Annotated in this window: 11 protein-coding genes; 1 reads left to right on the top strand and 10 read right to left on the bottom strand. The window is 72.3% G+C overall.

Features of this window, described 5'->3' with window-relative positions:
* Nucleotide 1: 1 nt before the first annotated feature.
* From ACQEXA_RS05390 to ACQEXA_RS05360, 7 genes are all read right to left on the bottom strand, one after another.
* Nucleotides 2-346, bottom strand: a complete 345-nt coding sequence (locus ACQEXA_RS05390; protein ID WP_432936692.1) for an acyl carrier protein — start codon at nt 344-346, stop codon at nt 2-4.
* Nucleotides 343-5,043 carry a beta-ketoacyl synthase N-terminal-like domain-containing protein gene (locus ACQEXA_RS05385; protein ID WP_433134454.1) on the bottom strand — a complete coding sequence of 1,567 codons (4,701 nt, stop codon included), beginning with the start codon at nt 5,041-5,043 and terminating at the stop codon, nt 343-345. Before ACQEXA_RS05385 ends, ACQEXA_RS05390 begins: the two co-directional genes overlap by 4 nt.
* A gap of 44 nt (nt 5,044-5,087) precedes the next feature.
* A complete protein-coding gene (locus tag ACQEXA_RS05380; protein WP_433128845.1) occupies nt 5,088-11,960 on the bottom strand; it encodes an SDR family oxidoreductase in 6,873 nt (2,290 codons plus the stop codon).
* Between the two features lie 526 nt (nt 11,961-12,486).
* Nucleotides 12,487-14,295 (bottom strand): M48 family metalloprotease, encoded by a 1,809-nt coding sequence (locus tag ACQEXA_RS05375; protein WP_433128843.1) that lies wholly within the window; start codon nt 14,293-14,295, stop codon nt 12,487-12,489.
* A 96-nt stretch (nt 14,296-14,391) separates the two neighbouring features.
* Complete coding sequence (locus ACQEXA_RS05370; protein WP_432936702.1) at nt 14,392-15,180, bottom strand: hypothetical protein; 789 nt, start codon at nt 15,178-15,180, stop codon at nt 14,392-14,394.
* 48 nt (nt 15,181-15,228) lie between these two features.
* The gene (locus tag ACQEXA_RS05365; RefSeq protein ID WP_432936705.1) at nt 15,229-16,056 is read right to left on the bottom strand and encodes a hypothetical protein; all 828 of its coding nucleotides are present in this window, start codon (nt 16,054-16,056) and stop codon (nt 15,229-15,231) included.
* 253 nt (nt 16,057-16,309) lie between these two features.
* Nucleotides 16,310-16,777 carry a winged helix-turn-helix transcriptional regulator gene (locus tag ACQEXA_RS05360; protein WP_432936708.1) on the bottom strand — a complete coding sequence of 156 codons (468 nt, stop codon included), beginning with the start codon at nt 16,775-16,777 and terminating at the stop codon, nt 16,310-16,312.
* A gap of 89 nt (nt 16,778-16,866) precedes the next feature.
* On the opposite strand from ACQEXA_RS05360, the gene ACQEXA_RS05355 reads away from it, so the two are divergent.
* A complete protein-coding gene (locus tag ACQEXA_RS05355) occupies nt 16,867-17,361 on the top strand; it encodes a PaaI family thioesterase (protein WP_432936710.1) in 495 nt (164 codons plus the stop codon).
* Between the two features lie 78 nt (nt 17,362-17,439).
* Here ACQEXA_RS05355 and ACQEXA_RS05350 read toward each other — a convergent pair whose 3' ends face one another.
* From ACQEXA_RS05350 to ACQEXA_RS05340, 3 genes are all read right to left on the bottom strand, one after another.
* A complete protein-coding gene (locus ACQEXA_RS05350) occupies nt 17,440-17,964 on the bottom strand; it encodes a GNAT family N-acetyltransferase (protein ID WP_359400546.1) in 525 nt (174 codons plus the stop codon).
* A 16-nt stretch (nt 17,965-17,980) separates the two neighbouring features.
* The gene (locus ACQEXA_RS05345) at nt 17,981-19,570 is read right to left on the bottom strand and encodes a transposase (protein WP_433128841.1); all 1,590 of its coding nucleotides are present in this window, start codon (nt 19,568-19,570) and stop codon (nt 17,981-17,983) included.
* Nucleotides 19,571-19,953: 383 nt separating this feature from the next.
* The gene (locus tag ACQEXA_RS05340) at nt 19,954-21,195 is read right to left on the bottom strand and encodes an ISAs1 family transposase (protein WP_433128839.1); all 1,242 of its coding nucleotides are present in this window, start codon (nt 21,193-21,195) and stop codon (nt 19,954-19,956) included.
* Between the last annotated feature and the right edge of the window lie 94 nt (nt 21,196-21,289).

Raw genomic sequence — 21,289 nt, 5'->3', positions numbered from 1 at the left:
GTCAGCTCGCCTCCACGGCCTTCAGGCTGGTCACCACGTACTCGACCAGCCGGCCCACGGTGAGCTCGATGATCTCGTCGAACTCCATGCCGGCGAGGAACTCGGCGAAGTTGACCTGCTGTCCGTACCGTTCTTCCAGGAGACCGGCGAGGGTGACCAGGTCGATGCTCTCCAGCTCCAGGTCGCGGTTGAACGTGGTGTGCATGCCGATCTGGACGTCGTCGAGTGCGTACTCGTCCTCCAGGAGCCGTGCCAGCATGCCCGTGATGTCCGTGAGGACCGTCTGCTCGTCGGCTTGCACGGTGCCTCCGGTCGTCGCGGCCGTCGAGTGGGGGGTGGGGTTCATCGGTCGTACTCCTTCTCGTGCGCGTGTCCCGTCGTCCAGGCCACGACGTAGTCCCGGCGCGGCAGCCCCGGCGGGTTGGCGGCGGGCGCGCAGCGCACCGCGTAGGCGCGCTCCAGACGGCCCGCGACCACCAGCCGGTCGCCGGCCGGAGTCGCCTCGAGCACGGCGAAGTCCCGGGGCCGACCGCCGAATCCGGTGCCCTCCGCCTTGGCGACCGCTTCTTTCGCGGTCCAGAACCGGGTGAACCACAGCGCCTCGGGATCCCCGGTGGCCGCGCACATCTCGCGCAGCAGCCGTGCCTCGTCCACGCCGAGTGCGGAGGCCAGCGCCTCGGGGGTGCGGTCCGTGACCTCTTCGATGTCGATTCCCGGCCGGGTCCGGGGCGTGTGCGGGCGGACGATCGCCACGGCCGCCTCGGCACGGTGGGCCAGGGAGACGTCCAGCGGGGGCAGATTCCGCCCGTGCACCCCGGTGACGTACGGGCGGCCCGCCTCGTCGTTGTGCACGCGGATCTCCGCCGGGAACACCGGACCCTCGCCGTGGTCCCACAGCCACTGCCGTACGGCGTCCTTCACCGCGATCCGGCCCAGAAGCCACTGCCGGCGCCCGCGCGGCGCGTGCTCCGCGTACCGCGTTCGCTCGGTGCCGGCCAGGAAGTTGCGCATGATCAGCTCTCGGGAGGCGAGGTCCGGCCACCGCTCGTAGAGCAGCGACCAGCCACCCGGGCGCGTCTCGGACAGTGTGTTGCGCTCCGGGAATCGCTCGACGGGCCGGGTCTTCGGATCGTTGTCGAACCTGCGGTCCTGCCAGCCGGTCAACTCCGCCCACACCGTTCCGTCGACCGACAGCTGTACGTCGGCCTCGAGAACCGTGTCGGTGAGCGAGGTGATCCGAACCAGGCACTCCACCTCGGTACCAGGGTGCGGATGAGGTCCGTGGAACCGCATCTCCCGCATTCCCACGGGGAAGACGACCGTCCGCTCGGTGCGGGTCGCCATGATCCAGTAGCCCAGGATCTGGCCGACGTTGTCCAGCAGGGCGCCGGGCGCGGGTGGAGTGGTGATGACCCCGCGTACACGCCGGTCGCCGATCGCGGTGAGCTCGGTGACGCCCTGGAACGCCGGGCCATGGAACATCCAGCGTTCCGAGTAGAGTTCGGCGGCCGTGTGGTCGGGGGTGCGCTCGGTGCCCGGCTCCGCCCGCCAGGGGGCGGGCGTCTGGGCCGGGTAGCCGGCGGCGACCTCCACGCAGGCGCGGGCGCGCGGGCCGAACGAGACGGCGAGGCGCCCCGGCCCTTCGGGCTCGACGGTGACCGCGATGTCCACGGCAGGGGTGGCGGTGATCCACTCCCGGAACTGCGCCCCGTACACGGCGACCGGCACCGATCCGGGGGCCGCCCGCGTCGCCGCGTCCATGATGTGGTGCACGATCGTGGTCGCGGGGACGACCGGCCAGCGGTCGGCCACGTCGGGCCAGCCCGGTCGCTGTGGGAAGAAGCAGTGGTCGAGCAGATAGGGCATGGTCTGCGGGGAGACGCGGACGGTGCTGTGCCAGGCGCCGGGTTCGAGGGGAACGCGGACAGCCGGTGGGGCTGGAGCCGGGGTGGCAGGGACGGCAGCTGTGCGCGGAGCAGGGGCCAGGGTCGTGGTCCGGGACGGTCGGTGGCCCCGTGCGGCCATCAGCGCGGCTGCCGTGTCCGCAGTGTCCTGCATGAGGGCGCTCAGCTCGGCGGCCGCCGGGAAGTGCCCGGCGAGCGTCTCCAGAGGCGACCGGCCCATGGCGCCCGCCGGTGCGGTGCGCGGTCGTGCTCCCAGTTCGGCCCGCAGTTGTGCGAGGGCCTCCGGCGCGAGGGACACCAGCGCACCGCTCAGGTCGAGCCGCACCGGTTGTCGTCGAGGCCGGGAGGTAGCGTCGGCCGCCCCTGGGTCGTGAACGGTGTGGGCGGGGTGAGCCGGTTCCTCCGCGGCGGCGGGGCCGCCCGGACGGGCAGCCTGTGCGCTTGGCGGCAATGCGGGCGCCACCGCCGCCCCCGCCGTCCACAGCGCGGTCGCCACTCTGCGCAGCTGGGCGAGGCCTGTGCGGTGCGCCGAGTTGGCGGGCACGACCAGATGGTCGCGGCCGTTCAGTGTGTCGCCGACGAGCGAGCCGAGCTGTCCCGGGCCGACCTGGACGTAGGCCCGGTGGCCCGCCGCGTAGAGGCCTTCCACGAGCTGACGGAAGCGGACGGGTTCCAGGAGGTGCCTGATGAACAGGGCGCGTACCTCGTCCTCGCCCTCGGGGAAGGGCGCGGCCGTCGTTCCCGACCACACCGGGATGTCCGGCCGGCGCAGCCTGAAGCGGTCTACCGCCTCCTTGATCGGCCAGAGGTAGGGCTCCAGCATCGGTGTGTGGAAGCCGGACCGGAACGGCAGCACCTGGCTGAGCACACCCTGGGCACGGAAGGAGCCGACGAACTCCTGGACCGCCGCGTCGGGCCCACAGACCATCGACTGGCCCGGTGCGTTGTCGTGGGAGAGCACAAGCCCTGTCCCGGCCCACCGCTGCTCGTCGAGAGCGGCGAGCACGCGCTCGGCGGGCGCCCCGACCGCGCCGAAAGCCAGGCCCGGCACGGTCACCGTGTCCGGGTCGAACGCGGCCATGAAGGCGTCGACCTCGTCACCGGAGTACAGCCCGGCCGCCGTCATCGCCGTCCACTCGCCGACGCTGTGGCCGGCCACCGCGTCCGGTACGACGCCCGTACGGCGCAGCGCGGCGTCGAGGAGACGGCCCACGGCGACGACACGGAACCCGTGGCGGCCGACGTCGCCGACGGGGTCGTGTGTGTCGGCGATTCGGGGGAGCGCGAAGTGGCTCGCCACATCGTCGACCCGCGGGGTGAAGTCGCCCTCCAGACCGGGAAATACGAAGGCCAGCTTTCCGAGGCCCTGGCCGAGCAGGGGGCCGGGCCGGAACCAGACGTCGCTGCGGCCGTGCCACGCCCTGCCCTTGGCGACTGCCCGGCGGGCCAGCGCGAGCCGCTTGGGGGTGGGCTCGACGATGCCGAGGCGGGCCGGGCCCGCGTCCGGGCGCGGGCGCGTGGGGTCGAGACCCGCGGCGAGCACCGAGGTGTCGTCACTGTCCACCAGGGCGGCGAGGTGTTCGGGACCGTCGGCGGCGAGCAGCAGGACCCGCTCGGCCTCGGTCACCTGAACGGCCGAGCTCATGGAGTCGGTCGCGCCGAGAACAAGCTGTGCTGCCGGAGCAGTCGAGTCGGTTGTACGGAGAGCCTTCTGCGCGGGCGGGTTCGGGGACGCTGCCGTGCGGACCGGGGGCAGGCGGGTGCCCGGGGCCTCCTCGAGCACCAGGTGGGCGTTGATCCCGCCGAATCCGAACGCGTTCACGGCTGCACGCCGTAGCGGCCGGTCGGGCGTGGTTGCCCAGGGGGCCGCCTGCGTCAGTGTGCGGAACCTCGTCCCGGCGAGCAGGGGGTTGGGCTCGTCGCAGTGGAGCGTGGGCAGCAGCATGCCGTGGTGCACGGCGAGAGCGGCCTTGACCAGGCCGGCGACCCCGGCGGCGGGCATCGTGTGCCCGATCATCGACTTCACCGAGCCGATCACCGCCCGGTCGCCGACGGCCGGCCCGAACACTTCGGCCACAGTGGCCAGTTCGGCAGCGTCACCGGCCGGGGTCGCGGTGCCGTGCGCCTCCAGCAGGCCGACCGACCCGGGCTCGGCCGGATCGAGCCCCGCGGCCCGCCATGCCTGCCGTACGGCCCGGGTCTGCCCGGCGGGATCGGGGGTGACGAGACCCGCGGTACGGCCGTCGCTCGCGACTCCGGTGCCGCGGACGACCGCGTAGATCCGGTCGCCGTCGTGTTCGGCGTCGGCGAGACGCTTGAGGACGACCACGCCCGTGCCCTCACCGATCAGGATGCCGTCGGCGTCCCGGTGGAAGGGACGGATGCGCTGACTCGGGGAGAGGGCGCGCAGCTGGGAGAAGACGCTCCAGAGGGTGATGTCGTGGCAGTGGTGGACGCCTCCCGCGAGCATCAGGTCGCAGCGGCGCGTGGCGAGTTCGGCCACCGCCTGGTCGACGGCGACGAGGGACGAGGCGCACGCCGCGTCCACGGTGTAGGCGGGGCCCCGCAGATCGAGCCGGTTCGCGATCCGGGAGGCGGCGAGGTTGGGCACCAGGCCGATGGCCGCCTCGGGGCTGTCCGTTCCCAGCCGGTCGGTGAACGCCTCCCTGACCCGGCCGAGTTGCCTCGTGGTCAGGTCCGGCAGCAACTCGCCCAGAGTGCGTACCAGTTGTCCGGCCGTGCGGACGCGCTGGTCGAGCCGTACCAGACCTGGGGTGAGATAGCCGCCCCGGCCGAGCACGACGCCGACACGCTCACGGTCGGGCAGCCGCTCCGTGCCGCCCGCGTCGACGAGGGCGGCGGCGGCCACGTGCAGCGCGATCAGCTGGTCGGGTTCGGTGCCGGCCACAGACTTCGGCATGATCCCGAACCGGGTCACCTCCACCTCGGCCAGCTCGTCCACGAAGCCGCCCCGCCGGCAGTACACCCGGTCCGCGGCGGCCGGTCCGGAGGCGGCGCTAGGATGGTAGTGCTCGGCGTCCCAGCGGCCCCCGGGAACGTCGCCGATCGCGTCGACACCGTCCCGCAGGTTGTGCCAGTAGGCGTCCAGGTCCCCGGCGCCCGGCAGCAGGACCGCCATCCCGACGATGGCGACGGGTACTTGACGGCTGCTCACGACGGCCGTCACCAGCCCGAGGAGGTGTAGACGACGCCCGTGGCCGTCTCGTCGCCCCAGGCGAGCTCCCGCAGCAGCGCCGCGGTGCCCTCCTCGGGATCGATCAGCGCGATACCGCGCCGGGCGTACTCGCGGGCCAGCTCCGGGCCGACCATGCCGGTGTGATCGCCGCTGGGTGCCCAGGGGCCCCAGTGCACGGTCAGCGCGCGGTGGCCGGTGCGGGCCGACCAGGCGGCGCCGAGCGTCTCGAGGGCGTCGTTGGCGGCCGCGTAGTCCGCCTGGCCCCGGTTGCCGAGGACCGCGGCGATGCTGCCGAACAGCACGGTGAACGCGGGCCCCTCGGGCAGTTCCTCCAGCGCCGTGAGCAAGGCGTCGGCGCCCGTGGCCTTGGTGCCGTACACACGCTGGAAGGACTCCGGGGTCTTCTCGGCGATCAGCCGGTCCTCGATCACGCCGACTCCGTAGACGACGCCGTCGAGCCGGCCGTGCTCGGCGTGGATCTCCTTCACCGCCTGGAGCACCGCCTCCGGCTCCCGGACGTCGACGGAACGGTACCGGACCCGGCTGCCGAGCGCGGTGAGTTCGTCCAGGGTCGCGGTGATCTCCCGCTGGGCGAGCAGGAGTTCGGCGGCGCGGTTGATCTCCGCGGGCTTCAGCCCGCCCTGCGCGGCCAGTACGGCCCGCAGCTCGGCCGCGGTGCGGGCGCCGGCCGTCCGCGAGTCCTCGGGCCCGTCGGGTGCGGCGGTTCTGCCGAGCAACTCGATGCGGCACCGGGAGGCGCCGGCGAGTGCCGCGGCGAACCGGGCGGTGATGCCGCGCGCCCCGCCGGCCAGTACGACCACCGAGTCCCGGTCAAGACCGAGCGCGGCGGCCTCGGCGGCCGCGTCGCCGGCCGGTCCGGCGCCCGAGGCGGCCAGCCGCCCGAGTGGCCTCGGGGTCAGTTCCAGCCCATGGCGGCCGTTCGCGGTCCGCAGCACGACCGGGGCGCGGTCGGGTGCGAGCAGTTCGGTGAGGAGGGCGTCGGCGACGGTTGCCGGTGAGATGTCGGCCAGGTCGACGACCCTGGCCACCGTCTGCGGGTATTCGCGGGCCACGGTGTGGAACAGGCCGTGCAGTCCGGCAGAGGCCGGGTGAGGCGCCACGCCATCGGCGGGCCGTACGGCCAGCAGCCAGCGGGGGCCACGGGCCAGCGCGGCCTTCAGGACCGGGAACGCATCGGGCAGCACCGGCGTCCCGGCCGCGAGCGCCCCGAGGTACAGCACACCGTCCACGGCGCCGTCCGCCTCCGTGAGCAGATGCTCCCGGTCGAGAACGACCACGTCTGCTCCGTGCGGCGCGAACCGGGCTCCGACCTCGGCGCCGTCACCGAGGACGACCCACCGGGTCCCGGACAGCACCGAGGAAGGATCGGCCGTACCGTCGTGCTGCGCGAGCGGTACCGGTCGCAGGACGAACCGCTTGGGGGCCTCACCGGTCACCTCCGTCGCCTCGCCGGGCGTCACCCGCGCAGGCTCCGTGGCGGCCACCGCGGCCTGCGGCGCGCTGGGGTCCGGCTCCGGTCCGGTGAGCCGTGCCGTGAGCCAGTCGGTCACCGCGGCGGCCGTCCGTGCCTTCGTCAGCTGCTCCAACTCGGCGTCGCCCAGGACGGCGAGATCCGTGCCGGCGCCGGCACCGAGGCGTTTGGCCAGTTCACCGGCGATCTCGGCCCGCTTGATCGAGTCGATGCTGAGGTCCGCCTCCAGGTCGAGGTCGGGCTCGATCATGTCCACCGGATAGCCGGTGCGCTCGCTGATGATCTCGAGCACCAGCTGGTGTACGTCGTGCTCGCCGGTCCCCGCCGCGACGGGCGCCGTCTCCGGCTCTGGCACCGGCACCGGTTGCGGGAGTGCGGTGTGCAGCGCCGGTGCCGGTGATGCCACCGGGGCAGGCGCTGTGATGTGCTCGCCGGGGGCCGCGCCGAAATAGGTCAGCAGGACATCGCGCTGGGCGGCGACCATCTCCCGGCTGGTGCGCAGGAATTCGGCGATGAGCGCGTCCCGGTCGGACGCGACGCCGGGTGGGGGGTTCGTCGTCACAGTCGTCTCCACGACTCGTCGGGCCGGTGCGAGTGCACCGGGCAGGAACTCTCCGGTGGCGGTGCGGACCAGCTGCCCGTCGACCGTCCAGCCGGGCCGTTTCGGCGCCGGGGTCCGTACCGCGTCCACCGCGTCCCGTCCGCGCAGCAGCCACTCGGTGCGCACGGGCGCCCCGGCGACGGCGAGTTGGGCGAGAGCGTCCAGCCAGCCCCGCAGGCCCTGGTCCGGGCGCGGCTCGCACGCGACGGCCCGGTGCGGCCGGTCCCCGAGGATCCGCCCGACCAGCCGCGTCAGGACGGAACCGGGACCGGCTTCGACGAACAGGCGCGCGCCCGCTTCGTGCATCGCCTCGATCTGTTCGACGAATCCGACCGGGGCGCCGATCTGCGCGGCCAGTTCGGCCCGTACCGCATCCGCGTCGGCGGCGTACGGGGCGGCCGTGCGATTGGCCCACACAGGGAACTCGGGCGGACGCACCGGGCGGGCGGCGAGCGCCTTCGCGAACCGGTCACCGGCGCCCGCCACCAGCGGACTGTGGAAGGCGCAGGCCACCGGGATGCGCTTCGCGCCGTACCCGGCTTCGTGCAGCCTCCGTACGGCGTCGGCGACGTCGGCGACCGGACCGGAGATCACCGTCTGCTCCGGCGCGTTGCGGTTGGCGACGACGACCGAGGCGGGTGCGCCCGCCGCACGCAGGGCTCGTACGACGTCCTCGGCGCCGGCCGTGACCGCGGCCATGGTCCCCGGCTCCTGCCCGGCCGCGGCGAGGATCGACGCCGCCCGCTCGGCGCTGAGCTCCAGCAGCGTCTGCGGGTCGAGAGCGCCCGCCGCGCACAGCGCGACCAGCTCGCCGTAACTGTGTCCGGCCGCCATGTCGGGCCGTACTCCCGCGGCGCCGAGAAGGGCGAGTACGGCGAGCCCGGCGACGCCCAGCGCGGGCTGGGCGACCCGGGTGTCGGTGAGCGCGGCCTGCTGCCGCTCGCGCCCGGCGTCGCCGAAGGCGGCCGGCGGGTGCAGCGTGTCGGCGACATCGCGCCCGAGCTCCAGATACTCGTGCAGATCGGGGAAGGCGACGAACAACTCGGAGAGCATCCCGGTGCGCTGACTGCCCTGACCGGGGAAGAGAAGGGCGACCTTGTCGGGAGCCGGGGCCTGCGCCGTCGCGAGGTGGATCCCGTGCGCCGGATCGTGCTCCCCGGCCAGTGCCCGCCGCAACTGCCCGATCAGCCCGTCCACGTCCGTCGCCACGATCGCCACCTGCACGGGGTCGTGGCTCGTGTCGGAGCGCCGCGCCGCGCCGAGCGCCAGGTCGCGCAGCCGCCACGGACGGCCGTCGGCCTGCGCGGCGGACAGCACCTCCTCGACGGCCCGGTGGGCCGCCGCCGCGTCCTTGCCCCGGAAGACGAAGAGCTCCGCCGGCCAGGCGTGAAGCGCCTGCGTCGGGGGGACGCCGTCGCCGTAGGCACCCAGCACCACATGGAAGTTGGTCCCGCCGAAGCCGAACGCGCTCACCCCGGCGAAGCGTTCACCGGCCCGTGCCGCCCAGGGGCGTGCCTCCGCATGGAAGACAAAGGGGCTGGTCTCCGCCGCCCACGCCGAGTTGGGCCGTTCGATGTGCAGGGTGGGCGGCCTGATCCCCGTGTGCAGCGCGAGCACCGTCTTGATCAGGCCGGCGAGTCCGGCGGCGCACTTGGTGTGCCCGATCTGCGACTTGACCGAGCCGAGCACACAGCCGCCCGGGCGCGCCCCGGCCGCCTCGAACACCTTGCTCAGGATGGTCAGTTCGGTCCGGTCGCCGACCACGGTCCCCGTGCCGTGCGCCTCGACCAGCCCGACGTCCGCCGGGGACAGGCCCGCGTTGCGGTAGGCCCGCTCGAGCGCGGACCGCTGGCCCTCGGGGCGCGGGGCGGTCAGTCCCAGCGAGCGGCCGTCACTGGAGCTGCCGACCCCCTTGATGACACCGTATATCCGGTCGCCGTCCCGTTCGGCGTCCGCGAGCCGCTTGAGGACCACGCAGGCGACGCCCTCGCCCAGGGCTATGCCGTCCGCCGAGCCGTCGAAGGCGCGGGAGCGGCCGGTGGGGGAGAGGGCGTGCACGGAGGAGAACAGCACGTAGTCGTTGATGCCGTTGTGCAGATCCGCGCCGCCGCACAGCACCACGTCGCTGGTGCCGCCGGCCAGTTCCTTACAGGCCACGTCGACCGCGGCCAGCGACGAGGCGCAGGCGGCGTCCACGGTGTAGTTGGCGCCGCCGAGATCCAGCCGGTTGGCGATGCGACCGGAGATGACGTTGGCCAGCATGCCGGGGAAGGAGTCCTCGGTGAGCGTGGGCAGTTGCTCTTCGATGCCTTCCGGTACCTTCCCGTAGTACGACGGAAGTACGGCGCGCAGTGTCGCCGCGTTGGACAGGTCGCTGCCCGCTTCGGCGCCGAACACCACCGCGGTGCGGGAACGGTCGAAGGTGCGGCCGTCGTCACCGTATCCGGCGTCTTCCAGAGCGCGCCGGGCGGCCTCCAGGGACAGCAGCTGAACCGGCTCGACGCTGCCGAGCGACGTGGGCGGGATGCCGTAACGCAGGGGGTCGAAGGGGATCGGGGGCAGAAAGCCGCCCCACTTCGAGGCGGAGGCCCCTTCCTCGTAGTGCACGGCCGGGTCCCAGCGCTCCGGCGGGACCTCGCCGACGGCGTCGTGGCCCGAGACGACGTTGGCCCAGAAGGTGGCGAGGTCGGGCGCCTGCGGGAACATGCAGGCCATACCGATGACGGCGACATCGAGTGGCGCGGGTGCCGCCCGCCGGGAGTCCGTACCCGTGCCGAGGTCTCCGCGTAACGCCGCCGTCCGCTCGGTGAGGAAGGTGACCGCCCCCGTGGTGACCGCCTGGTGCAGGGCGCCGACGGTGGTGGTCTCCGCGCGCAGCACGGCGACCTCTCCGGCCATGAACATGCCGTCGCTGAGCTGGCGGTCCTCGTCGACCGGCGCGAGCCGGCCGGTCGTGTCCCGCTCGACGCCCTTGCTGGCGATGCGCAGCCGCCCGACATTGAGGCTTTCCAGCTGCTCCCAGATCTGCCGGTCGGGCACCCCCTCGGTCCGTAACCGCGCCTCAAGCGCGCGGTAGTCGGACGTGAACGGGCTCGGTACACAGCGCGTGGCGTGGCCGGGCGCGGTCTCCAGGAGCGCGGTGCGCCGCGCTTCGAGCACCTGTCGCTGGAACAGCGGCCGGATCGCGCCCCGCGTCACGGCCTCTTCGGTGAACAGGTAGGCGGTGCCCATGAGGACGCCGACGGCCGCTCCGCGTGCGGTCAGCGGAGCGGTGAGTGCGGCGACCATCGCCGCCGACCGCTCGTCATGGACGCCGCCGGCGAAGAACACCTGCACGTCCTGCGGGGTGTTCTCCTCCGCGCTGTCCAGGAAGTCCTCCAGGACCGCGAGTTGCGCCTCCCACAGCGGGAAGCTGCCGCGCGGCCCGACATGGCCGCCGCACTCGGATCCCTCGAACACGAACCGGCGTGCGCCGGCCTGGAGGAACTGCCGCAGCAGCCCGGGCGAGGGTACGTGCAGGAAGGTGCGGATCCCGTCCCGCTCCAGCGCCTCGGCCTGCGACGGGCGTCCGCCCTCGATGATCGCGTGCGTGGGCCGTACCTCTCGCACGGCCTCCAGTTGTGCGTTGCGCACGTCCTCCGGTGCGAAGCCGAGGACGCCGACCCCCCAGGGACGCCCGGCCACCGCGCTGCGGGTCTTCGTCAGCATGGCCCGGGTCTGCTCGCTGTCGGCGAGCGCGAGCGCCAGGAACGGCAGGGCCCCGTCCGCGGCGACGGCGGCGGCGAACGAGGCCTGGTCGCTGACCCGGGTCATCGGCCCCTGCGCCACCGGCAGCCGTGTGCCGAGCGCCCGGCTCATCGCGGAGCCCGGCAGCAGCGCCCTTGCGGGCGCGTCATCCCGTAACGCGTTCCGCACGGCCTGCGCCAAGGCCCGTACCGTCCGAGCGGTGTTCCCCCAGCGTTCGGCGAACCGGGCAGCGAAGAAAGCGTCCTGACCGACCGGCAGCAGCTGGGTGGCCGGATCCTGCGCGCCCAGTCCGGCCGCCACCGCTTCCGGTTCGGTGTCCGTCACCTGGGGGGTGTCCCGGCCGCGGCGGAGCAGGACTCGGTGGCCGGCCAGGACGACGGTCTCCGAACCGTCCAGGGGCCGCAGGGCCGCGGCGACCGCCTCGGGCAGTGCCGACTCGGCGAGCAGTGCGAGCTGGCTGTCGAGGACGACGCCTGCCGCGCCGCCCGCCACGGCCGCGGCGGCCGTCCGGGGTCCGATGCCGCCGCAGGCCCACACCGGGAGCTCCACACCGGATGCGGCGAGCAGTTGCTGCAGCAGGACGAAGGTGCTCAACTCCCCGATTCGGCCGCCGCACTCGCTGCCCCGGGCGATCAGCCCGTGCGCCCCGGCGCGGACCGCCTCCCGTGCCTGGTGGAGGTCGGTGACCTCCACCAGGACGCGATGGCGAGCGGCCACATCACCGATCTGCCAGGGCGCGTCCGCGGCGAGGACCACCGTCCCAGGACCCTCGTCGCCGTCCGTCTCCCGTACGAGGTCCGCGGGGACCAGGCGGCAGCGCGGGCCGACGCGTATCCCGAACGGTCCCGGTGCCAGCCGGTGAAGCCGCGCGAGGGCTTCGCGGGATCTTCGGTCGCCGTCTCCCAGGTCGAGTACGCCGAGCCCGCCGGCGCGACTGACGGCCGATGCCAGTCGTGCGTCGGGGTCACCGAACGGGGTGATGCCGATGATCATGTCCTTGGAGCGCACAGCAGACGTCATGGTTCTCCGCATCAACGGGAACTGCATGGTGGGGGGTTCAGGACAGCAAAACGGTGCGTCGGCTTCTACCCGGACAGGGGACACCTGGGAACGCCGATTCATAGCACTTGCTGGAACCGGTTTATAGTCCCGTTATTACTCGCTGGTCAACGTTGAACCAGTCGCACGCCGTTAGTGCGCATCGTTTCGGTCAATCGCGGAGGGCTGATCCGGTGGCAGAAATCGACGCAATCCGATTCGGGCACGGCGCCGTTCACGCCCGTCTCACATTGCCGAAACACACGTGACTGAGCGAATGGGCTCGGGCCGGCTGTGCATGTCTGAATAGAGACGCAATTTGCCGTCGCCCATGGCCGTCTGGGAAATTCCCGGTGTCGGCCGGAGGTGACCGGGAAACACGTGTGAGCAAGTCGTCATCCGCTCAGGGGCCTGTGCCGGGACGGCCTCCGGTCTTCGGGACGAACCAGGTCCTCGTGGAGGTGTGCGCAGACACACCGAACGGAATGCCCAAGGGGCCGTGAAGCGGTCACCGCGCCGCGAGTTGGAGTGCGAGGCGAGCGGCGGTGGTGACCGTCGAGTCGAACGCCCGGCAGGCGACAACGGCGTGGGTGACTCCGGTCGCCGTACGGATCAGGTCCAGTCGCATGGTGTGACCCGTAGGCGGGCGCACCAGACGGGCATCCATCCAGACGGTGGTGACGCTGACATCCGTGGTGCGGCTGCGCTCGCCGCTCAGCAGACGCGTGTCGCCGTGGACGGCGGTGGTGCGCAGCGGGGGGAGGTCCGCGTCGTCCGCGGTGAGCGTGCCATCGGTGGTGAGCGTCCAGCGGACATGTGCGAGGCGGTCCGCCACGTCCTGAGCCTGGGTGAGTGATCCGGACAGCGGTTGCACGGAGATGACCCGGAGCGTGCGGAACGACCACGTCCGGTCAGGGGTCGGCCGGGCGGTGCCGTCGTCCTTGGACAACCGAGCGTCCGAGAAGGACGGAATCCCTTCGGGGCGGGCAGGACGCGGGGGCCGCGAACGGCTGGGGCAGGGTGTCGGCAAGGCGGTCGCCCCGGCCGGAGGGGTGGCAGCGACCCCCGGGCCCTGGTCTCCGGCCTGCTGGGAGGACCCACCGGCAGTCGGCCCGACCGGAAGAAGTCCCACAGCCAGCGCCAGCAAGGGGAGCAGAGCCGAGGCCGCATAGGCGGCGCGAGAGAAGGCGTCGGACGGCTGCCCGCGCCATCCCCACAGCCGGGACCACGCGCCGGCGATCAGCGGCCACAGTGCGATGGTGGCCAGCATCGCCCACCACACCGGTCCCGCTATGAGCTGTTCACGGGCGAGCGACACGGCCTTTCGGGTGGCCTCGGCGCGGTAGGAGCCGCCCAGCAGCCGGTAGGCCGTAACGGCACCGAACAGGTCCAGCAGGTCTCCGGCCAGCACTGCCGCGGGCCACAGGAGCACCAACAGGAGCTGGGCCGACGGCCGTTCGGTGCGGGATGCGAACCAGCGGCGCACCCCGACGGGCGGGTGGTACAGCCGGGCCAGACCACCCCCGGCGCGCCGGTCCAGGGCGTTCAGCGCCCGCAGGTGCATGCGCTGTCCGGCGGTCCGGGCGGCGTGGCGGTCGGCGGCCAGTTCCGCCGTCCACAGGGCGCCGACCACGATCAGCAGTACCTTGACCACGCTCAGGACCACCAGGACGATCTGAGCCGGCATCAAGGGCGCGGCCACGTTCCCGGAGGCGAACAGCAGCGCCACCGGCAGCAGTCCGAACACGGCGAAGACATACGGCCATGCCCGGACCAGACCGGTGAACGGACTGCCGAGCCCGGCGACATGCTGCTCGCCGTACCGGAGGTGACCGACCTCGTGCAGCAGTACGGCCTCGGCTGCTTGCCGGTCCTGCACCCACAGGTGGACCAGAGGGCTGAAGACTCCGATCCGTGCGGTCCGCCGGCCACCGGGATAGACACACGCGAGGAGGTCCCGGCGGCTGCTGACACGCAGCTCGGTGCCCGGCGCCTGCTCGGCGAGGAAGCGCCGCATCTGGTCATGGACGTCCGGCAGGCTGTCCTCCACGGGTGCGCGCCGGTCGAGCGCCGACGAGGGGGCCGTGTCCGGGAGCTCGGGCGGCCCCAGCCCGTACCGCTGCTCCACCCACCGGGTCCGCGCCCGGGGCGGCACCAGCGAGAGCGCTCCCGCCAGCAGGAAGAGCAGGGGCAGCGCCTGTACGAGGGTCAGCGCGAGAGTCGTCAGCAGATCGGAGGTCGGGCGGTGTTCGACCAACGTCCAGGAAGCCGTCCAGGCCAGCCCGCCGAACAGGACCGGCAGCTGTGTGGCGAGCAACCCCAGGGTCAACCACAGCCAGGGGGGGCGGTCCCCAGAGCCGGGCGGGCCCCGTGGCGGTACCCGGGTGTGGCGGCCGGGCGGAGGCCGCCGGGCTCATGTGCCGTCCGTCTCGTCCGGCGGCGTCGCGGATCCCACCGGGTCGGCGCCGGACGCGCTCTCCCGGCGGAGCAGGACGGCGGCCAGCCTCCCGGCGAGCCGGCGCAGGGGCATCCGGGGGCGTCGGGGCCCGGGTACGGTCGGCTCGGGCGGCTCGTTCGCGACCAGGGAGTCAAGGAAGGACGCGACGCCGCCGTGGTCATCGGAGGTGAGCAGCCGGGCGGTGAGCCCGGCCGCGAGTTCCTCGGCCGTGGCCGGGTCGACTCCCCGGGCGCGCAGTCGGTCGTACAGGCGTAATGCGGCCCGCACGGCCTCGGCGGAGGGCTGAGCCGGTGCCTGGTCGGGCCGCCGGGTCTCGTTCTGCTCCTCGTCGTGCCTGGCACCGGCGGACGGCCCGCCCTCGCGTCGTGCTCCGCCCGCACCGGGTCCGCGACCGTCGGCCGCAGACCCGCTCGAAGAAGGGGCCGGGGTCTGCGGATCGGAGCGCCCGGTCCGCAAACTCACCACCAGCGCTGCCGTGGAGACGGCGTTGGCGAACTGCTGGCTGCCCAAGGCGGCTTTGAGGGCGTCGGCCGCGTACGCCAGCGCGTCCAGCACTTCGGGCAGCAGGGTGGTGATCCCCCCGCCGAACCCGCCGGGCGCGAGTCCTCCGGTGCGGAACAGCTCCCGGCGTACCGTCCCACCGGCCGCGTAGGCGCGGGTGACCTGCGGGGCGAGCACCGCTTCCGAAGGCGCCGCCCATCGCGCGATGCGCACGCCCCACCGGTCGAGGTCGTCACCGGCCATCGCGCCCCACGCCTCCTGTCGCTCGCGCCGACGGATCCGCGCGGGGGATCACGAGGAGGTCCCGGTGAAGTCGAAGCGGAACTTCAACAGGCTGTCGCCGGAACCGCCCTGCGCGGTCAGGGACGCGCTGTCGCCGTCGAGTTTCCCGCGAAGTGTCGTGCCCGCAGCGACTGCGTGCGGGTATCCGCCAGGCAGGGCGCCGAGGTCAGGACGGCAGGCGACGATCAGGCTGGGCCAGTTGACCAGATTGAGAGTGACGGCCTGTTCGGTGTGCGGATCGGTGAGCCGTCCGCTCAGTTCGCCGTCGGTCCACTCCAGATGCCAGTACGTCAGCAGCAGGTTCGGGTCGCGAGGGTTGCCCGCCAGGTCCTGGCTCGAGACGGTGCTGACCGCGGACGACCAGAACGACACCGCGCCCGCCTCGGACGGCTGCCCGACCGCGAGCAGCAGGGAGAACGGGTTGTCCTCCGTCTCACCTCCGCCCGTGCGGGGACGAGCCAGGTTCAGTGTGGCGTTCATGGAATACGTCTTGCTGTCCGCCAGTCGCCTGGACCCGCCGCTGCCGCAGTAGTCGTACACATCGACCGAGACGTCAGCCCTGCCGCTGTACTCCCGCCCCCACAGCGCGGCGGCCCCCGTCGGCTCGCTGACCGGCGTGTCGGCCGAGGAAGGCGGTGGTGATGAGACCTCGGTCTCGACCGCGGTGGTCGCCGTGGCCACTGCGCTGGACTCGGTGACGGGCGGCGGCGTGCTGGTCGGCGCGGAGGCGGACACGGACGCCGGCACGGAACGCGCGGACTCGACCTGCCCTCCGCCGCCACCCGAGCAGCCGCTCAGCAGCACGGCCAGCATCCCCATGCTCGTTCCGGTCCCCATCACGATGCGCGTCCGCCGCGCACACGTATGCCCCCCGGACAGGAATATCACGATGTTTTCCTCCCCCACCGGGCATTCGACCACGAACACCCGGGGCAGAGGATGCTACGGTGCGCAACGACTCAACTACGCCTGATCACGGCTTCGTTACCGTTCCGTGTCTCCTGCGGCGGGGCGGGCTGTGGCCCGGCCGGCACCGGGTGGCCGGGCCTGCTCGGCCGGGCGCCGGCGGGCCGCTCCGTCCGGCGCGCGATCAGGTCAGGGCGTGTGCGGAGGCGCCGGGCTTCGTGTAGGCCTGCCACGGCGTGAGAGGCCCGTGCTCGTCGGCGCAGACGACGGCGATCTCCAGCGGCCGGCCGCAGTCGCGATGGCGAACCTCCAGGGGTGGTCCCTCCGGGTCCGCGGTGTAGTGGTCCCCCCACTGCTTGAGGGCGAGCATCACGGGCCACAGATCCCAGCCCTTGCGGGTGAGCCGGTACTCGTGGCGGGTGCGCCGGCCCGGCTCGCGGTAGGGGACGGTGTCCAGGATCCCGGCGGCTACGAGCTTGCGCAGCCGGTCCGCCAGTACCGCCTCGGACAGTCCCACGTGCCGGCGGAAGTCGTCGAAGCGCCGTACGCCGTTCATCGCGTCGCGCACCACCAGCAGGGACCACTTCTCGCCGATCAGGTCGAGGGTGCGCTGCACGGTGCAGTTCTCGGGGCTGGTCTCGAGCCAGGTCATACCGACATCCTAGGCTGGCTTCGGCATTGACAGCCAGAGGTGCGACTGGCTAGCTTCAAATGGTGCAGTCAGCAGAGGAAGAGACGTCAATGACCAGGTCGCGCACGTTCGAGTGGGAGGACCCGAGGGTCTCCGCAGCCGCCGTCGGGCAGCAGAGCGGGCTCGACTTCCTGCGCAGCGTGCTGAGTGGTCGTCTGCCCGCCGCGCCCATCGCCGCGACCCTCGGATTCGCCCTGGAGGAGGTCGAGTTCGGCCGCGTCGTCTTCGTCCTGGAACCGGGGGAGGAGCACTACAACCCCATCGGCAGCGTTCACGGCGGCGTCTACGCCACCCTGCTCGACTCCGCCGCCGGCTGTGCCGTGCAGTCCGTCCTCCCGGCGGGCATGGGATACACCTCGCTCGACCTCACCCTGAAGTTCCTCCGCCCGATCACCGTCGACACCGGGAAGGTCCGCGCCGTCGGCACCGTCCTCAACCAGGGCCGCCGCACCGCGCTGGCGCAGGCCCAGCTGCTCGACTCCGAGGAGCGTCTGCTCGGCCACGCCACCAGCAGCTGCATGCTCTTCCCCGTGCCGGCGAGCTGAGAGCAGGTCCGCCTCCTTCGGGCTCGCCGGGTGCCCGGCCAGGCCGTTCCACCGCAGCCCCGGCTCGTGCCGCAGGCGTCACTCCTGGCCGGCGAGCTCACCGCGCAGCACGGAGTAGATGACCATGTCGCGCCAGGCGCCGCCTCGGAAGCAGGCTCCGCGCAGCACGCCCTCCCGGGTGAAGCCGGCCGACTCCAGCGACCGCTGCTCGGCGACATTGACGATCTCGGTGCTCGCCTCGACCCGGTTGACCTGAGTGTGCGAGAACAAGTACTCGGCGAGCCGGCGCTGAGCGAGCGTGCCGAAGCCCTTGCCGCGTTCGGCCGTCAGCAACGCGATACCGATGTTCCAGCAGGGCGAGGCCGGGCCCTGCAGGACCTGGTGCCACTGCACCTCGCCGACGAAGCGATCGTCGCCCGCGGCGACGGCCAGCCGTCCACCCTGGGCTGAGATGAAGCCCTCGGCCCACTTCCGGCGCAGCTGACCGGGGTTCCGGTGGCCGAAGAAGCCGAGTTCCCCGGCCTCCGCCGGGTCCTCGTACAGGCGCTCCAGCAGGCTGAGATCGCGGTCGAGGACGGGACGCAGGTGTATGGGTTCGGACATGGAGTCACACTAAGAGTCATCCCGTATTGGGATGCCACCCGATCAGTTCCCGCGCAGGGATACCGCCGCGGGCTGCGGTGTTTCCTGTGTGGGCGGCTGTTCCGACGTGGTCCTTGTGCCGCTGGTTCGCGGGTCGGGTCTCATTCGGGGTGGGCCGGTGCCGGTCGGGGGTGTTTCGTCGAGCAGAGGCCTGCCGGCCGGGGATTCCCGGACCGTGGGCTGCCGCGTGGGTGCGGCCCCTGCTGGGGCGGCCACCGCGCTGCGGTTGACTCGACAGGGCTTCTTGCAGCCCTGGTGAGAACAAGATCTGTGTGGTGCGGGCCTGGACGGTGTCCAGGCCCGCCGTGCTGGGATCGTCTGGATCGGTGAGCCGGACGTGCGCGGCGAGTGCGGCGGAGACCATGTCGCGGTCGGCGACCAGGCCGCAGGAGGTGCAGGTGTGGACCCGGTCGGCGAGGCTTTTCCGCACCTGGTCGCCGCACAGGCAGGTCTGGGACAGCTTCGTGGTGAAGGTCGACGCGCGCAGCAGGCGGCCGCTGGTCTTCTCGCATTCTTTGCCGATCGCGGCGATGAGCCGGCCAGGTGTGGTGGCTTGCAGGGCGCGGCCCCACAGCCGGTACCAGGTGCGGATGTCGCAGTCCTCGACGGTCAGGTTGGCGCCATGATCGGCAACGATCCGCTCAGCGATTCGCCGTGCGCGGTGGTCTTTCGCTGCGGCGGTGGTGGCCTCGGCGAGCCTGGCCCGGTCAAGGCGGTAGCCGGCCGAGAGGGTGTCCCTGCGGTTTGCCTGTTTGGGTACTCCGGCCTTGTTCGCCGCCCGCGCGCCGCCCGGAACGTGAACGTGCCGTTCCGGGAGTCCGGCGGTCTTGCGTCGTGCGGCTCGGGCCTGCCGGCGTTTCGACGGCGCGTACTGGCCTGGGTTGGTGGCGCGGCGGGACCGGTCGAGGGCACGTTTGCGGCCCCGTTCCTTGCGGCGGGCCTTTTCGAGTGCGGCCCTCTCGGCGTCGGTGAGCTCGACCCTGGTCGAGTGCACCTGTCCGTCTGCGGGGTCGAAGGTGTCTGGGAAGGAGACGACGGACAGGTTGGAGACGTTGCCGTCGATCCCACCGACCCGGTTCAGGTCGGCTGCGGCAGCCCGCCGGGCCCGGGTAGCCGGGGACGCGTATCCGCTGGTGAGGACCATCAGGTGCGCCTCGTATGCCCACCCACCAGGAGACGAGGCGTCTCGGCGGCGGACCAGGTCCACGCCGTCGTAGCCGCGTGAGGCGGCCGGCACCGTCGCGGCGGCCCGCACCGACTGCGCGTCGATGACCCCTGCCGTGGGCTCAGCCTCACGGCCTTCGCGTTCACGGACCTTTCCGCGCAGTCGGTCGTGGAACTCGCCGATCAGCCCGTGCTCGCGCCAGCGGCGGAAGAAGGCATACACCCGGCCCCAATCGGGGAAGTCCGCGGGCATCGCCCGCCACGAGATCCCGCCCGCGACCAGGTAGCGGATCGCGTCCAGCATCTGGCGGTGGCAATAGCCCTCGGGCTGCCCGCCCCGCCCCTGGAGCCAGGCAGGCACCGGCAGCAACGGCCGGATGGCCGCCCACTCTGCGTCCGTCATGTCCGACGGATACCGGCGCACCCGATCTGGATGATCAGCCGCGTTGCCGTACACATGCGCGAGGCAATCACACGATGGAGCGGCCGAGTTGAACTGGACGGACTCGGACGCGTACAACAACGACACCAGGGCCTCCCGGCATTGCTCGGTTCGATTCGCATCCCCGAGCTACCGAGAGGCCCTGCTCTCATGCGCACACAACGGGAAGATCACCCCGACGGGAAACCTGTTCGACCGGCACGTTCCATGGTCGGTTGAGATACGGCTTCTAAGGTGCCCTTATGCGCCTGACTCTGGCCCGCTGCACGAGCGTTGAACTCCGCGCCTGGACCGGGCTCACCGGGCCACAGATGCAGCACCTCGTCGACAGGGCGCGAGCTTTCTCACGGTGCGGGCTTGATCAGGTCGAGTGCGTGGTCGGGATGTGACCGGTAGTGATCGACTGCGGCGGCGTGGTTGCGCCAGCCGGCGAGTTCGGCGAGGGCGAGGGCGGTGTTGCGCAGGCTGGCCATGGCGCGTGGGGCGTTGCCGGTGTGGATCTTGGAGGCGTCTTCGTGCAGGGTCACGTCGCGCAGGTGGTGCAGGGCTTCCACGCCCCAGTGCTCGCGGATGTGCTCGCCGAGCTGGGCAGCGGTGACCTGGTGCATCGTCAGATCAGTGAGTGCGTAGACCCGTTCGAGGGTGAGTTTGCCGGTGGCCAGGACGCGGCGGCGGCGCACGATCTGCAGGGCCTGGTCGGCGTGGGGGAAGGGCAGGCCGGGGACGGTGGCCGCCTTGAGACGGCGGATCTCGTCGCGGCCGTGCGCGGTGGCGCGGGTCTTGTCCATCAGCGGGATCTCGTGCCAGGGCAGTTGCTTGAGATGGACGTGCAGGGTGGGGTGGTTGCCCTTGATCAGGGCGATGTAGTGGGCGCTCTTCTCCTCGACGAGGAAGCGGGCGTGGTCGTGCTGGGTGAGCAGGGCGTCGAAGGTGACGACCTTGCCGGTCAGGTCCACAGGTTCGAGCAGGGGACGGAACGCGGAGATCTCGTTGCTCTTGGAGTCGACCTGGCGCTGGGCGATGACGGTGCGGGTGCCGTGGAGGCAGGCGGCGAGCAGGTGGACCGCGCGGCGGTCGCCGGTGCGCGAGCCGCGCGCGGTCTTGCCGTCGACCGCGACGGCTCCCAGCTTGACCAGGCCGTCTTCCGGAGCTGGGGCACTGAGAGGGTCGCAGTGCTGTAGCTGTACCCAGGCGCCCAGGGCCTGGTCGAGGGCGTCGCCGTCGAGGCGGGCGAGCAGGCGGGCCAGCGTGCAGGTGCGCGGGATGCCCCGGCTCAGGCCGATCCGCTCGCGCAGGGCCGGGTCGAGTCCGGCGGCGAAGCGGATGATGCCGGCCCAGGTCGAGGCCCCGGCCAGCACGGCCGTGGTGCACAGCACCAGCAGGGCTCCGAGCCGGTAGCGGCGGCCGCGGACCCGGCGCGGGTCGGGCAATCGATCCAGGACATCGGCCAGGCCGACGAGATGGTCAGCGTCCTGGTCGGAGGTGTCCGGCAGGCGGTCGTGGTGGCGAGTGACGGTGGAGATCAGGGAGGATGGGATACGGACGCGGCTTCGGTTGTGATCAACGGCTTCAGACGCCTTGATCATCCGAGGCCGCGTCTCGTTTCACCAACGCCGCGAAACCGACAACACGCCTACTCTATTACAACCATGACGTCTCGTCACCCGAGAACGCTCGAGC

It is taken from the genome of Streptomyces sp. CA-106110, from assembly GCF_050936285.1.
Lineage (GTDB): Bacteria > Actinomycetota > Actinomycetes > Streptomycetales > Streptomycetaceae > Streptomyces.
This window is presented reverse-complemented; position numbering and strand designations above follow the sequence as displayed.